Annotated in this window: 12 protein-coding genes; 5 read left to right on the plus strand and 7 right to left on the minus strand. The window is 52.8% G+C overall.

From position 1 onward, the window contains the following. A partial coding sequence (locus HYW18_04310; protein ID MBI2485338.1) for a ribonuclease HII occupies window positions 1-562 on the minus strand: 562 nt, incomplete at its 3' end. A 111-nt stretch (window positions 563-673) separates the two neighbouring features. Between HYW18_04310 and HYW18_04315 the strand changes: the two genes are divergently transcribed. Beyond that, on the plus strand, window positions 674-2,659 hold the full coding sequence (locus tag HYW18_04315; GenBank protein ID MBI2485339.1) for a sodium-translocating pyrophosphatase: 1,986 nt from the start codon (window positions 674-676) through the stop codon (window positions 2,657-2,659). Between the two features lie 79 nt (window positions 2,660-2,738). Beyond that, on the plus strand, window positions 2,739-4,046 hold the full coding sequence (gene tig, locus HYW18_04320; protein ID MBI2485340.1) for a trigger factor: 1,308 nt from the start codon (window positions 2,739-2,741) through the stop codon (window positions 4,044-4,046). A 144-nt stretch (window positions 4,047-4,190) separates the two neighbouring features. Here tig and yidD read toward each other — a convergent pair whose 3' ends face one another. From yidD to rpmH, 3 genes are read right to left on the minus strand one after another with little or no spacing between them, the layout of a single operon-like run. Further along, a complete protein-coding gene (gene yidD / locus HYW18_04325) occupies window positions 4,191-4,430 on the minus strand; it encodes a membrane protein insertion efficiency factor YidD (protein MBI2485341.1) in 240 nt (79 codons plus the stop codon). After that, window positions 4,427-4,765 (minus strand): ribonuclease P protein component, encoded by a 339-nt coding sequence (gene rnpA, locus HYW18_04330; GenBank protein MBI2485342.1) that lies wholly within the window; start codon window positions 4,763-4,765, stop codon window positions 4,427-4,429. The genes yidD and rnpA overlap by 4 nt, the downstream gene beginning before the upstream one ends. Before the next feature lie 2 nt (window positions 4,766-4,767). Next, window positions 4,768-4,920: a 50S ribosomal protein L34 gene (rpmH, locus tag HYW18_04335; GenBank protein ID MBI2485343.1), complete on the minus strand. Its 153-nt coding sequence runs from the start codon at window positions 4,918-4,920 to the stop codon at window positions 4,768-4,770. A 167-nt stretch (window positions 4,921-5,087) separates the two neighbouring features. On the opposite strand from rpmH, the gene dnaA reads away from it, so the two are divergent. Both dnaA and dnaN read left to right on the plus strand, forming a co-directional pair. Then, window positions 5,088-6,479: a chromosomal replication initiator protein DnaA gene (gene dnaA / locus HYW18_04340; protein MBI2485344.1), complete on the plus strand. Its 1,392-nt coding sequence runs from the start codon at window positions 5,088-5,090 to the stop codon at window positions 6,477-6,479. Between the two features lie 208 nt (window positions 6,480-6,687). Next, entirely contained in the window at window positions 6,688-7,827 is a 1,140-nt protein-coding gene (gene dnaN, locus HYW18_04345; GenBank protein ID MBI2485345.1) for a DNA polymerase III subunit beta, read from the plus strand. Window positions 7,828-7,833: 6 nt separating this feature from the next. Here the strand turns inward: dnaN and HYW18_04350 are convergent, their stop codons facing one another. Next, a complete protein-coding gene (locus HYW18_04350) occupies window positions 7,834-10,677 on the minus strand; it encodes a penicillin-binding protein (GenBank protein MBI2485346.1) in 2,844 nt (947 codons plus the stop codon). Between the two features lie 141 nt (window positions 10,678-10,818). On the opposite strand from HYW18_04350, the gene HYW18_04355 reads away from it, so the two are divergent. Then, on the plus strand, window positions 10,819-11,289 hold the full coding sequence (locus HYW18_04355) for a 3D domain-containing protein (GenBank protein MBI2485347.1): 471 nt from the start codon (window positions 10,819-10,821) through the stop codon (window positions 11,287-11,289). Window positions 11,290-11,523: 234 nt separating this feature from the next. On the opposite strand, the gene HYW18_04360 is transcribed toward HYW18_04355, so the two are convergent. Further along, the gene (locus HYW18_04360) at window positions 11,524-12,297 is read right to left on the minus strand and encodes a class I SAM-dependent methyltransferase (protein ID MBI2485348.1); all 774 of its coding nucleotides are present in this window, start codon (window positions 12,295-12,297) and stop codon (window positions 11,524-11,526) included. Window positions 12,298-12,308: 11 nt separating this feature from the next. Next, on the minus strand, window positions 12,309-12,827 hold the full coding sequence (locus tag HYW18_04365) for an NUDIX domain-containing protein (GenBank protein ID MBI2485349.1): 519 nt from the start codon (window positions 12,825-12,827) through the stop codon (window positions 12,309-12,311). Window positions 12,828-12,977: the final 150 nt, after the last annotated feature.

Below are 12,977 nucleotides of genomic sequence, written 5' to 3' on the forward strand. Positions count from 1 at the left end.
AAGAGGCGAATACTCCCCAACTTGTTCGGTGAAGCGCACAGGGGCCGTAGCGCACAATGGCTTCCACGTGCTGCGGTGTGCCATAGCCTTTGTGCTCGGCAAATCCATACTCGGGGAAATGCGCCGCAAATTCTTTCATACGCGCGTCTCGGGTCACTTTCGCCAAAATGGAGGCAGCGGCAATGGAGGCAATCGTTGCGTCACCGCGAATGATACCCTGTTGCGGATAGGGGAGGTCGGGAATCGTAAGCGCATCCACGAGAACAAAATCCACCACGACAATGCCTGCGAGAGCGCGTCGCATGGCCAGATACGTCGCTTGCCGAATTCCCATTGTGTTGATTTCCTCTACACTTGCCTCACCTACCGCGAAACAAGATGCCGCTTCTCGAATCTCTTCTGCCAAAACTTCCCGCTGATGCACATTCAACTGTTTGGAGTCACGGAGATTGGGAAGATAAAATTCCAGAGGAAGATGAACGGCTCCTGCAACCACCGGCCCTGCAAGCGGCCCCACCCCCACTTCATCCACCCCGACGATAGCGCGAAAACCGCCATCCATGAGCCTCCTCTCCTCCACGTTTCTTAATGTTTTTCCCACAAAATAAGTAGGTTTCCATTGACATTCCTGTGCTTACCCGCTTATTATACCAGCGTTTTTCACAAATTTCTTATGCATCCTATTACGCTCTTGTCTCTCGTGGGCGGGGTCTTGGCCCTTCTTTACGCCGCGCTCTTTACGAAGTGGGTTCTGCGTCAGCCAAGTGGAGAGGGGAAGATGATCGGTATCGCGCTTGCGATCCAAGAAGGCGCAAAGGCTTACTTGGTACGCCAGTACACTGTCGTCACCTGGATCGGGCTCGCGATCTTCGTTCTCCTCGGGCTTGTCCTTGACTGGACGCTTGCCATCGGATTCCTGATCGGCGCGGTATTGAGTGGCGCCGCAGGAATTATTGGGATGGCTGTTTCGGTGCGTGCCAATGTCCGCACAGCGGAAGCGGCAAAAACAGGGCTTTCGCAAGCAATGAATGTCGCCGTGCGCGGAGGAGCTGTTACCGGTTTCTTTGTTGTGGGTCTCGGCCTTCTTGCTGTTGCAGGATTTTATGCCCTCACAGGAAGCGTCGAGGCATTGGTAGGACTCGGGTTTGGCGGCTCACTCATTTCTGTTTTTGCCCGCCTCGGTGGAGGCATCTTCACGAAAGCGGCCGACGTCGGTGCAGACATTGTGGGGAAAGTTGAGGCGGGTATCCCCGAAGACGATCCGCGTAATCCCGCGGTCATCGCCGACAATGTGGGGGACAACGTAGGAGACTGCGCCGGTATGGCCGCCGATCTCTTTGAGACATACGCCGTCACGCTCGTGGCCGCCATGTTGATCGGCTCGGCAACCATCGGTACAGGAGCCGCCATTGTCTATCCACTGGCGCTCGGGCTTATCGCTATCGTTGCCTCCATGATCGGTGTTTTCTTTATTCGTCTCTCCGCCAATAAAAATATCATGGGTGCTCTCTACAAGGGCCTCATCGCCGCTGGCGTCCTCTCTCTTGTCGGCTTTGCCCTCGTGAATCCCTCGCTCCAACCTCTTACAGAAAAACCGTGGGCGGGATTTGGCGCGGCGGTTGTGGGACTCGTGGTGACAGGACTCCTCATCTTCCTTACCGAGTACTACACCGGCACACAGTTTAGTCCGGTGAAGAAACTCGCCGCGGCATCCGAGACGGGGCACGGGACGAATGTTATCGCCGGCCTTGCTCTCTCGCTGCGTTCCACCGCACTCCCGGTCGTCGTCATTGTGGCTGGCATTCTGGCTTCTTATGCGTTCGCGGGCCTCTACGGCATCGCCCTTGCGGCCACAGCGATGCTCTCCCTTACCGGTATCATTGTAACCATTGACGCCTTCGGTCCTATCACCGATAACGCCGGCGGTATCGCGGAAATGGCCGAGCTTCCAAAAGAAGTCCGTGAAGTTACCGACCCTCTTGATGCCGTGGGGAACACAACAAAAGCTGTTACAAAAGCGTACGCGATCGGCTCCGCCGGTCTTGCCTCACTCGTGCTTTTCAGTGCATATGCCGAAGAACTCGGACGGCTTGGGAAAAGCGTGGTCTTTAGCTTGAGTGACCCCATGGTCGTAACGGGATTGTTTGCAGGCGGTCTCGTGACGTATCTCTTCGCCTCGTTTGCGATGGAATCGGTGGGACGTGCCGCCGGATCGGTCGTTGAGGAAGTGCGCCGGCAATTCCGCGAGATCAAGGGAATTATGGATGGCAGCGCCAAGCCCGACTACGGTAAGGCAGTGGATATTGTCACGCGTGCCGCTCTTCACCAGATGATTGCGCCGGCTCTCCTTGCCGTGCTCGCCCCCATTCTTGTCGGCTGGCTTCTGGGCCCCGCAGCGTTAGGCGGACTCCTTATGGGATCCATCGTAACTGGACTCTTCATGGCAATATCCATGACCACCGGCGGAGGAGCTTGGGACAATGCGAAGAAGTATATTGAGAAGGGAAACTTTGGCGGCAAGGGCGGGTTTGCGCACCAAGCAGCCGTAACGGGCGATACGGTAGGCGACCCCTACAAAGACACCGCCGGACCTGCCATAAACCCCATGATCAAAATCATCAACATCGTGGCGCTTCTCATTGTGACTCTCATCGCCTAGCAAGAGCAAAACGGGGCCCATGCCCTGTTTTGTTATTCATTGACAACCGCGCCTGTGCACGCTACATTCCGGCCATTCTATGCCATCCCACACGCTCGAGCATCTCTCAAAAACTAAAGTAAAGATTTGCGTCACCATCCCCGTAGCCGAGCAGCAGCCATATTTGGACCACGCGGCTGCCGAGATTTCGAAGGAAGCAAAAATTGATGGGTTCCGCCCGGGATTCGCCCCCTACACCCTTGTGGCGGCAAAAGTGGGCGAAGCCGCCGTTCTTGAGCACGCCATTGAAAAGATGGTGCGTGCAACGTTCGTGTCTGTGGTTGTTTCGGAAGGCCTTGCGACGGTAGGAACGCCCGACGTGAATGTCACAAAGGCTGCTCCGGGAAACGACGTCACTTTCGAAGCCACCGTCGGACTCATGCCGAGTGTCCTTAAAGTTGCCGAATGGAAAACCTTCTCCCGAAAGGCCGCTCTTCCTGAAGTCACCGAGAAAGAGCTTGAGGGCGCCTTAAAAGAGCTCTCCTGGATGCAGACAAAAGAGGTTCGCGCTGCGACAGGAGAGGGCGCCGGAGAAAAAGACAAAGTAGTGGTGGATCTTTCCATGAAAAAAGACGGCGTCCCTATCGAGGGAGGAGAAGCGAAGGGCTCCGTCGTGATCATGGAGCATGATTCCTACCTTCCGGGTCTGCGCGAACATCTTTCCCAAACGAAAGAAGGGGAAGAGAAAAACTTTTCCCTTACCTTCCCAACGTCGCACCATAACAAACAGCTTGCGGGCTCACCGGTGGAAGTCCGTGCGGTGGTGCGAGAAATATTTCACCTCGAACACCCGGCTCTCGATGACGCGTTTGCCGTTTCGCTTGGTATGAAGGACCTTGAAAGTCTCCGTGCGCACATCCGTGAGAATATAACTCTCGAGAAGACACAGGAGGAACGGGCGAAACGTGAGCGGGCTCTCCTTGAAGAGCTTGCGAAAACGTCCGAGTTCGACGAAATCCCCGAGGCTCTCATCAACGACGAGCTCCAAAAAATGGTGGGCGAGCTCCGCCGCCACGTCACAGAAAACGGGCTCGAATTCAACGACTATCTCGCTTCCCTGAAGAAAACGCTTGGCGAACTTTTGTCCGATCTTCGCCCGCAGGCAGAGACCCGCGTGAAAATTGCTCTTCTCTTGCGAGAGATTGCGCGAGAAGAAGGAGTCACGGTAGACGCAAAAGTTCTTGATGCAGAGTTAGATCGCCAAGCCCAGGGTATTACGGACGCTTCCGCACGAGAGCGCCTTTACTCGGACGAATATCGCGAGTACCAAGAAGTTATTCTGCGTAACCGTCAAACGATTGATATGCTTTGCAAGACGGTTTTCAAAGAGACCGAAACGACAAGTTAGGCTGTAATAAGCAAAGAAAACGTCCTCATTGTGGACAACTGCTTGGCGAAAGTGCTGCCCTCTGCTATGATGGCGTTACCTGTTGTTAAAACAACTGGTTAACAAAAGGCCCTGAAAACAGCCTCTCCGGAGGTTGTTTTCTTTTTACGGGTCATCATGACCACCGATACTCCAGGGGTGGCAGCGACAAATGCGTGCCCCACCGCGCAAAAATCCAGCAAAAAAACCATATCTTTTAATGGCTTTTACCGTATACTCCGAGCAGGTGGGATCAAAGCGGCACGCTCCGTAAGGGAAGAGCGGGCGCGTGAGACCATGATCGGGTGAGAGGGTTTTCTGGTAAAGGCGGATGGCCCCCACGCCAAGAAAAGCCAGCGGGGTCATAGAAGACGTGTCTTTTCAAAAAGGGAGCGAAGGGTGCGCGTCATTTCGGGAAGCGGAACCGTAAGCGAAGCGGGAAAGAGGACAAGGGCCATGTCGTGCCCGGATTTGAGGAGGGGAAGAAGGGGGCGAAGCGCTTCACGCGCCCGCCGCTTTGCACGATTCCGTATAACCGCTTGTCCAGAGAGCTTCCCCGGAGCAATGACGGCGACGCGCGTCTCCGCAAGCTTGTTTGGCAGAACACGCACGCCACAAAACGAACAAGAGACCCTTCTTCCTTTGGCAAAGAGCCTCTCGATGTCTTTATCCTTCACCAATCGGTGTGCGCGCGGAAGCATGATTATTGTTTGCGCGCGGTTGGGGCAAGACGTTTGCGCCCTTTCGCACGACGGGAGGCAAGCACACGGCGGCCGCCGGCGGTTTTCATGCGTTTGCGGAAGCCGTGTACGCGCGTGCGGCGGCGTTTCTTCGGTTGATAGGTTCGCTTTGGCATAAAAGTTTCCCAAGTATACACATATTGTCCACAAGAGAGCAACCCCCGTGTTTATTGAGCGGAAAAGATTTTTCCCATAAGCTTATCCACGGGCTTGCTCAGTCTTCGGAAGGAGTCTATAGTGTCGAACACACCCCATGCTTGGGATTTCACATGTAATTATCCTTATGGATACTAACGAGCTGTGGCAGGCCGCGCTGGGAGAGCTTGAGTTGAAGCTCTCGAAGGCAAATTTTACGACCTGGTTCAAAAGTACCTTCGTCGCGCTTTTTTCTGAAGGGCTCGTGACCATTGGCGTTCCAAATACATTCACAAAGGCATGGCTTGAGAAGAAATACCACAAAGATATTACGATGTGTCTGCAAAGTCTTTCCGGAAACGCGATAAAATCTGTGATCTATCGCGTGGAAACACGCCCGGGGACGCCGCAGATCATTCCTACCGTTGAAGAAATGCGCGCGAAGCGCCAAGAGGATGCCTACGCGGATATTCCGTCGTTCACTCCCGTGTACAAAACGTCCGGCCCCATCGAAAGCGGGTTTGGATCGAGCCGGTATACGTTTGGTAACTTCGTGGTAGGGAAGCAAAACGAACTCGCCCATGCCGCAGCACAAGCCGTCGCCTCGCAGCCGGGCGGCGCGTATAACCCTCTCTTTGTCTACGGAGGAGTGGGACTCGGGAAAACCCACCTTTTACAGGCGATCGGGCACGAAATCCGCACAAAAAACCCCCGCTCCGCCATTTTGTATGTTACGTGTGAGCGCTTTACAAACGAGTTCATTGACTCGGTGCGCAGTGGGAAAGCGGCAGAATTCAAGGATCGTTACCGAAATGTTGATGTCCTCCTTGTCGACGATATCCAGTTTATTACTTCAAAAGAGCGTACGCAGGAGGAATTTTTCCACACATTCAACCACCTCCACCAAAACAATAAGCAGGTCGTCATCACAAGCGACCGCCCACCGAAAGCTATCGTGGGGCTGGAACAGCGTCTTGTATCTCGGCTTGGATGGGGCATGCTGGCCGACATCGGGAACCCAGACTACGAAACACGTATGGCGATCCTTGAAACGAAGATGCGCGAGCGTAACTATCTTTTTGACCGTGATATTTTGCACCACATCAGCAACGCCATCACGAATAATGTACGCGAGCTCGAGGGAGCACTCAATAAAATCGTCGCCTACCACCAATTTAAGAACATCCGGCCGACTATCGAATCTGTGCAGGGAATCCTGGCAACCCTTCAGCCCATCAAGAACATCCGTTCGCTTACCCCTCGCCATATTCTTGAAACGGTTTCCACCTACTACGACCTCGCTATAGACGATCTCCTCGGGAAAAGTCGGGAGAAACGCCTCGCCTACCCTCGCCAAATCGTCATGTACCTCCTCCGGCAAGAAATGAAGAGTTCCTACCCTTCCATTGGGGCATCACTTGGGGGAAGAGACCACACGACAGCGATGCACGCCTTCGACAAGATCTCTGGTCTTCTTGAAACAGATGAAAAATTAAAGCAAGACCTTGAGATGATTAAGCAAAGAATGTACACGAGTTAGGTGCGTGGGGAGTGGATAAGTGCGTGGGTAACTGCGTGCACAGAAGGGAGGATATGCGGGGGAGAAAAATGTTCGCGCCGCCGTAAAAAACTTATCCTCCTTTTCCCTTACGAAGAGAAAACGTTTTCCTCACAATGAAACTTCTCTCAAACAACACAAAGTTCGATCTTTTCCCCACTATCCACACCATTATTACTTCTACGGGTTTATGAAATTCTCTTGTACAAAAGATAACATCTTTCAAGGATTAGCCTCCGTCGCTCACCTCTCAAATAAGAACGTGAATCTTCCTATCTTAAATAATGTCCTTCTTCGGACAAAGGCGGGTGGAGTGCAGCTTACGACAACAAACCTCGAGATTGCTGTTCACTGCCAAGCACGAGGGAAGGTTGAACAAGAGGGAGAGTTCACCGTTCCCTCAAAACTCTTTTTCGATTATGTGAATCTGCTCCCAAATGAGCGGGTGGACATGGAGGTCGTGGGAGACCAGCTTTCTATTATTTGCGCGGACAATAAAACAAAGATGAAAGGAATGGGAGCCACGGAATTCCCTCTCATCCCCCCTGTTTCGGAGGCAACAATCTTTGAGGTGGATGCAAGCGAGTTCCGTGCCGCACTTTCCCAGACGCTTTTCTCCGTTGCCTCAAACGAATCCCGGCCAGAACTTGCGGGCGTCCTTTTCCGTTTCAAAGACCACCTCGCAGGCCCAAACACGCTTGTGCTTGCCACGACAGACTCCTATCGTCTTTCCGAGCGCGTGCTCGTTATGGATGAAGTTCCCGGTGTCGAACCCACCGAAGTGATTGTGCCCGCGCGAACGCTTCAGGAGGTTGGGCGCATTCTCGGTCTCTTCCGTGACGACGTGGAAGGGCCCGCACGCCTCAAAATTGCCCTGGGCGAAGCGCAAATCGTTTTCCGTTATGGTCCTGTAGAAATTACCTCGCGCATCATTGACGGGCATTATCCGGACTACCGCCAAATCATCCCGCGCCAATTCAAAACCGAGACGACGCTTCCTCGGGAGGAGTTTTTGAAAGCGATAAAGACCGCGAGCCTTTTCTCACGGACGGGTCTCTTTGATGTCCGGTTGGAGTTTGACCCTGTCTCGCAAATGCTTACGGCGCGCTCCGAAGACGTGGCGCGTGGCGAAAATCAGGCTGTGTGCCGAACGCACATGCAGGGCGAGGGCGGAGAGGTGACAGTAAATTCTCGCTACCTTCAAGAGGGGCTGAATGCTATGGATACGCCCGATGTCTTTGTCGGTTTCAACGATGCCATGAGCCCGTGCCTTTTGCGGCCCGCGGGGAAAGACGGTTATCTCTACCTTGTCATGCCGATCAAGCAATAAGGGACGTCACCGAATGGTGACCTGGACGAACGGCGAGGTTTCCACCTGGCCGTTTGTTCGCTCCCCGACAGCCGAGAGGATCCAATCACCATCTGCCGGCAGGGTCCAACGGAAGTTAAGAGAGTTTGTGTTTGGGTTTTTTGCTGACCCGATTAAAGTTTTCGCGCCTCCGGCGCGCGGTTCGGCGTAGAGAAGGATGGCAGAGAAGGTTGAGGGCGCGCGCACCTGCACAAAAACGGAGTAAGCGTTTTCATCGAGGCGGGAGATCGTTTCGTCTTCGCGCGGCGTGAGGATTTCCACCGCGTTCACACGCGTGGGTTCCGTAAGGGTGATGGTCTGGCGCACAACACCCGCATTACCGACATCATCTATGGCCCGAACCGAGAGTTCGTGGGACCCCCCACCTATGGATGGGGAAACTTCGAAGGAAACTTGAAACGGAAAGGAAACGGTCTTTGCGTGGAAGCGGTTGTCAATTTCATATTCTACGCGCACGACGGGACGGGGGGATGTGATGGCGGGGGCGACACTCACGAACCGTCCGTTCACGGAGGGAGAAATGCTTATCTGCGGTATTAGCCCTGGAGCGTGTACGGTGTCGCTTTCCGTTGGGGGGGTGCAGCGCACAATGGTGGGGGAAGGTTCGCCTGCCTGGCGGTCCACCCAGCCACCGACGGCGCTTTCCCAGAAAAGATACTGCTCATTTTTCTCTGGCTTGTCGGGGGGTGGCCCCAGAGGGTCTTGGACATCTACATAATGCAAGATGTCGTGGATGGCGGGGCAGCTTTTCGTCTCGCGCAGCTCTACGGGAGTAAATTCGGTGGCGAGCTTTCCACTTACTTTATCAATGGTAAAAGTCTCTGAGGGGACGGTACCGTCGAGGATGGCTTTTCCTGTGAGGGGAATTTCAACCACGGGAAAAATTTCCCTCGGAGTTCCGGCAAGGGCTTTGCGCATGAAGGCATTCCAAATCGGACCGGCGGCGCTTGCACCTCCGCCGCGGGTCATCTCGCTGTTGTCGTTGTTGCCAGCCCAAACACCTACAGAAAGCGAGGGGGTGTAGCCCACGAGCCACGCATCGCGCGAATCGTTCGTGGTTCCTGTTTTTGCTGCCACAGGGCGGTCGCCCAACTGGAGAAAAGAATTTGCCCCAAAGACATAGGTGCGTGCTTCGTTGTCGGAGAGCACGCTGCTTATCGTTTGTGCGATACGCGGCTCCATCGTGCGGGTTGCCTCTGGCCGCTCCCATGCAAAGAGCGTTCCGCCATCAGCGTCCTCCACTTTCAAAATAGCCGCCGTCGGGACAAATTCCCCCTCGCGCGCAAAAGTGGCGTACGCGTTCGTGTGTTCAAGGAGCGTGACCTCGGCGCTTCCAAGCGCAAGCGACGGACCGTAGTTTGAAAGGTCGCCAAGTGTGCTGTAGCCGAATGTCTTGGCGAATTCGTACACACGTTCGAGTCCGACAAGGAACAGCGTTTTCACGGCCGGTGTGTTGAGAGAGCCCTGAAGCGCTTTACGCATGGTCACGGGGCCACGTTCTTTTTCATCGTAGTTTTTTGGCTCATATGCCCCGACGACGGTAGGGAAGGAGGTGTTTACGTCCCACAGAATGGTGTTGGGGGTGTATCCCTGTTCAAAAGCGGCGGCATAGACGATGGGCTTGAAACTTGATCCGGGCTGGCGCGGGCGTGTGGTGACATTTACTGACCCGTCAATCTCTTCCTCAAAATAGTCTTTTGAGCCGACCATGGAAAGAATCTCGCCCGTTTTCGGGTCGAGGGCCACAAGCGCGGCATTGGTGAAGCCAAGTCGTTCGCCGTTTTCCTCCACGCCAGAGCGCACGGCCTCCTCGGCGGCCACCTGTCGTTCATAATCAATCGTTGTGGTGACCCTAAGCCCGCCCTCCTCCACGACGGCGGCGCCGTAATCCCGCTCGAGCATTTCCTTCACATAAAATACGAAGTGCGGTGCCGTAATGCTTCCCACACGAGGAATAATCGGGGTTTCTTCTGCCACGGCTGTGCCCCACTCCTCATCCGTCAAAAATTTGAGCTCTTTCATTTGCCCCAAGATGTAATCACGCCGTGTTTTCAGGCGGTCGGGGTTATTGAGGTACGTGGTCGGTGCCTTTGGGAGAGCAGCGAGTGTTGCCGCTTCGGCGGGCGTGAGGTCATGCGCAGTCTTTCCAAAATATGCTTGGGCCGCGGCCTCGATGCCGTAGTTTGTCGAGCCGTAAGGAATTTCGTTGAAGTAAATTTGGACGATTTCATCTTTTGAATAACGCCGCTCGAGCTCGACGGAAAGAATGAGTTCTTTGATTTTGCGCACGAGAGAGCGCTCGTTTGTGAGGATGGCGTTCTTTACGAGCTGTTGCGTGAGGGTCGAACCGCCGCCGCGTGAGCCGCGAAAGATTACCGCGCGCGCCAGCCCGCGTACGCTGAATCCTTTATGCGAGCAAAACGCATGATCTTCGGCAGCAATCGTGGCTTCCACAGCAAACAAGGGGATTCCGCCCTCGGTGTCTGTTTCAAGCGCCGCATCGTCCATGCAAAAACCTTCCGAAAGTTTGCGCAGTGTCCGGCGTTCGCCGCGGTGGACCTCGTAGAGAAGATGCTCACCCGTGCGGTCGTAGATTTTCGTGGATTGACTCACGCGGCGGCTGGAAAGCTGGTTTGGATCAGGGAGACCACGGCTGTAGAGGGCGAACAGGACAGCAAGAATAAAAAGACCGGCCACGCCGCCAAGCACGCCAAGCGTGAATACATTTTTTATCAAGGTCCCTGAGGTGAAGAAACGGCGCCAAAAGGGGCGGTGGAATGATCGGGAGGAGCGAAAATAACGTGTGTGCATAACCTCTTTGTGGCGGGTGTGTAGGTGGATTTGATGGTAGCACTCAATTCATCAAAAAACAAGGAAAATAGGCCTTTTTCCTTGACAAAATGGTTGTTTTCTGGTATTCTCCCGCCTCTGCCATGAACGGCAGTTTTCTGTATGATTCAATTTCTTCTTACCACTGCTCCCTTCTGGATGCCTCTTCTTTCTCTTGGAAACACAGTGCGCGTGAAAGCGGCCTCGATTTTGCTTTCTGTTGCCGTGTTTTTGGCCATGCCGGTTCCTGCCGCCTTTGCGAAGAACGGGCCGGTTGGGCTTCCTGATGCCTCTGACCGCACACCGCGCAAGATGATGGAGATTACAGCGACGGCATACAATTCCCTTCCTGAGCAAACGGATGACACCCCGTTTATTACCGCTTCGGGAACGCGGGTGCGCCACGGCGTGCTTGCGACGAATGCCCTCCCGTTTGGCACGCGTGTGCGTATGCCAGAGCTCTATGGTGAACAAGTGTTCGTGGTGGAGGATCGTATGAATTCTCGCTACCACAAGCGTATGGATATTTGGATGGAAGACGTGGAGGCCGCGAGGGCCTTTGGTATCCAGCGAGTCAAAGTGGAAATCTACTAAAACAAAACGCGCCCCAACCGGGGCGCTTTTGTTTTTGTCTGGAGTATATTTACAACACGGCTCGAAACCATTTCATGCAAAATTGCTGACGCAATTTTGCAGACCTTTCCGAAATCCGCTCGGGCGGCGCGGGAAGGAGGGGTGGGGGGAGGAATGCCCGCGCCGCCCTCGCTTTTCTGGTGAAGCCGCCGACACCGCGCCGCCCTCGCTTTTCTGGTGAAGCCGCCGACATCATTAAACCTTATTAGCGACAAAAATAATAGTGTAAGGAAGTCGCTTCGCAAGATTAAATGATTCGTTGTAGTAATCAGTAGAACGAGTATCAGGTCGCGGCTCTAAAATTTTCTCAACATGAAATTCAGCATCAACCAATCCATTAAAAATATAACTAACGGGGCGATGATAATTGTAAGCCGCGACATCCTTTTCACCAACGCGAAAATTCCAATAGATTGTTCTGTTGTTCAAATAGTCAAAATCCTTAAAATCTTTTTCGCGCTCATCTTTTTGTCGCGACTTATAAGTAGCGGTAAGAACAGGGTGGTCGCAACTAAAAATAAATTTCCCTTTCGACTTCAAGAAATGAAAAACGGATTTGAAAAGTCGCGGCAAGTCCCTAGCATATTGAAGTGCGTAATTTGAAATTATTATGTCAAAACTTTCTTTTGAGAAATCATCAGCAGTAATTTTATCAAAATCTTTTTGGATAAATTCCGCCGCTAAATTTGCTTTTTTCATTCGCTCTTTTGCAAGAGCTAATTGCTCTTTGGAGAGATCAACACCAACGACTTCCGCCGCACCATTTTCAGCAAGCCACCAAACATCGGGGCCGGAGCCACAACCTAAAACTAAAACTTTCTTTCCTTTTAGCGGCGGAATCAGCTTTACATCTTTTTCAAAAGGTCCGTATGGTCCCCAAACCAACCCACGCTTAAAAGTTGGTTCCCATTCTTCAAACCATTGTTTCGCTACTTTGTCCCAGCTTTTTCCTAAATCAATTTTAGCCATAAATAAAAAAATTATTCGCCGTAGAATATTTTTACTAATTTTGGTAAATCGCCTTTCGTTTTATCGCCGCTGGCGATTCTCTCAAAAAGTGCTTTTGGCGTTAGCCAAAAATATTCCACAAAATCGCTTTTGTTGTAATCGGGTGCTTCATCCATTTTTATCTCGTAAACATTCATATTCGCTGAAACGCCGTCTTTTTGCGGCGACAAATGCCCAAGTAAGCGAACCTGTGATTTATCAGTATCAATATTCAATTCTTCTTTCGTTTCTCGTTTCAGCGTATCCTCGTAGTTCTCGCCGCTCTCCACATGACCGCCCATGCTCATATCTAAACACAATGGAAAAATTCTTTTATCGGCAGAGCGGCGAGGTGTCCAAATTTCTCCTTTTGAATTTACAACAAAAGCGTTTACAACTCGGAAATTTGAAAGATTTTCTGCATAAACTTCTGACCTCTTTTTCTTCCCAACAACATTATCGTCCTCATCTACAAGGTCTAAATATTCATCAAGTGTATGAGTAGGATTCATAAAAAATTGTGTCGGCGGCTTCACCAGAAAAGCGAGGGCGGCGCGGGCATTCCTCCCCCCACCCCTCCTTCCCGCGCCGCCCGAGCGGATTTCGGAAAGGTCTGCAAAATTGCGTCAGCAATTTTGCATGAAATGGTTTCGAGCCGTGTT

Source organism: Candidatus Uhrbacteria bacterium (genome assembly GCA_016187485.1).
GTDB lineage: Bacteria > Patescibacteriota > Patescibacteriia > UBA9934 > UBA10169 > JACPJO01.

Excerpts from the sequence above, each read along its gene's own strand:
- HYW18_04360 (MBI2485348.1), bottom strand. The coding sequence starts at position 12,297 with ATGGCTAAAATTGATTTAGGAAAAAGCTGGGACAAAGTAGCGAAACAA.
- HYW18_04315 (MBI2485339.1), top strand. The coding sequence starts at position 674 with ATGCATCCTATTACGCTCTTGTCTCTCGTGGGCGGGGTCTTGGCCCTT.
- HYW18_04355 (MBI2485347.1), top strand. The coding sequence starts at position 10,819 with ATGATTCAATTTCTTCTTACCACTGCTCCCTTCTGGATGCCTCTTCTT.
- dnaA (MBI2485344.1), top strand. The coding sequence starts at position 5,088 with ATGGATACTAACGAGCTGTGGCAGGCCGCGCTGGGAGAGCTTGAGTTG.
- HYW18_04350 (MBI2485346.1), bottom strand. The coding sequence starts at position 10,677 with ATGCACACACGTTATTTTCGCTCCTCCCGATCATTCCACCGCCCCTTT.
- rnpA (MBI2485342.1), bottom strand. The coding sequence starts at position 4,765 with ATGCTTCCGCGCGCACACCGATTGGTGAAGGATAAAGACATCGAGAGG.
- dnaN (MBI2485345.1), top strand. The coding sequence starts at position 6,688 with ATGAAATTCTCTTGTACAAAAGATAACATCTTTCAAGGATTAGCCTCC.
- yidD (MBI2485341.1), bottom strand. The coding sequence starts at position 4,430 with ATGACCCCGCTGGCTTTTCTTGGCGTGGGGGCCATCCGCCTTTACCAG.
- tig (MBI2485340.1), top strand. The coding sequence starts at position 2,739 with ATGCCATCCCACACGCTCGAGCATCTCTCAAAAACTAAAGTAAAGATT.
- HYW18_04365 (MBI2485349.1), bottom strand. The coding sequence starts at position 12,827 with ATGAATCCTACTCATACACTTGATGAATATTTAGACCTTGTAGATGAG.
- rpmH (MBI2485343.1), bottom strand. The coding sequence starts at position 4,920 with ATGCCAAAGCGAACCTATCAACCGAAGAAACGCCGCCGCACGCGCGTA.